Annotated in this window: 1 protein-coding gene; it reads left to right on the plus strand. The window is 63.3% G+C overall.

Annotation, left to right across the window (positions count from 1 at the left end):
- Nucleotides 1-452: Ig-like domain-containing protein (locus tag AC1DHT_RS29355; RefSeq protein WP_477761605.1), on the plus strand; the 452-nt coding region annotated here is incomplete at both ends.

Consider the following 452-nt stretch of genomic DNA (forward strand, 5'->3'; position numbering starts at 1 on the left):
CCGGCAAACCAGGGCAGTGCCAGCGTGGTCGGCAACCAGTTGCAGTTCAATCCGGGAAGCGATTTTGATCACCTGGCGCAAGGCGCCACGGCCAGTGTCACGCTCAGCTACACCATGAGCGACGAGCACGGCGCAATCTCGACCAGCAGCGTAGACGTGACCATCACCGGTACCAACGACGCGCCGGTGGCGGTGGCCGATACGGCCGCCGGTACGGAAAACCAGACCCTGACGATCGACGTGCTGGCCAATGACACCGACGTCGACGACGGCCATGCATTCWCCTTGGTCAGCGCCAGTGCRCCGGCAAACCAGGGCAGTGCCAGCGTGGTCGGCAACCAGTTGCAGTTCAATCCGGGAAGCGATTTTGATCACCTGGCGCAAGGCGCCACGGCCAGTGTCACGCTCAGCTACACCATGAGCGACGAGCACGGCGCAATCTCGACCAGCAG

It is taken from the genome of Pseudomonas sp. 05N432 (assembly GCF_056396945.1).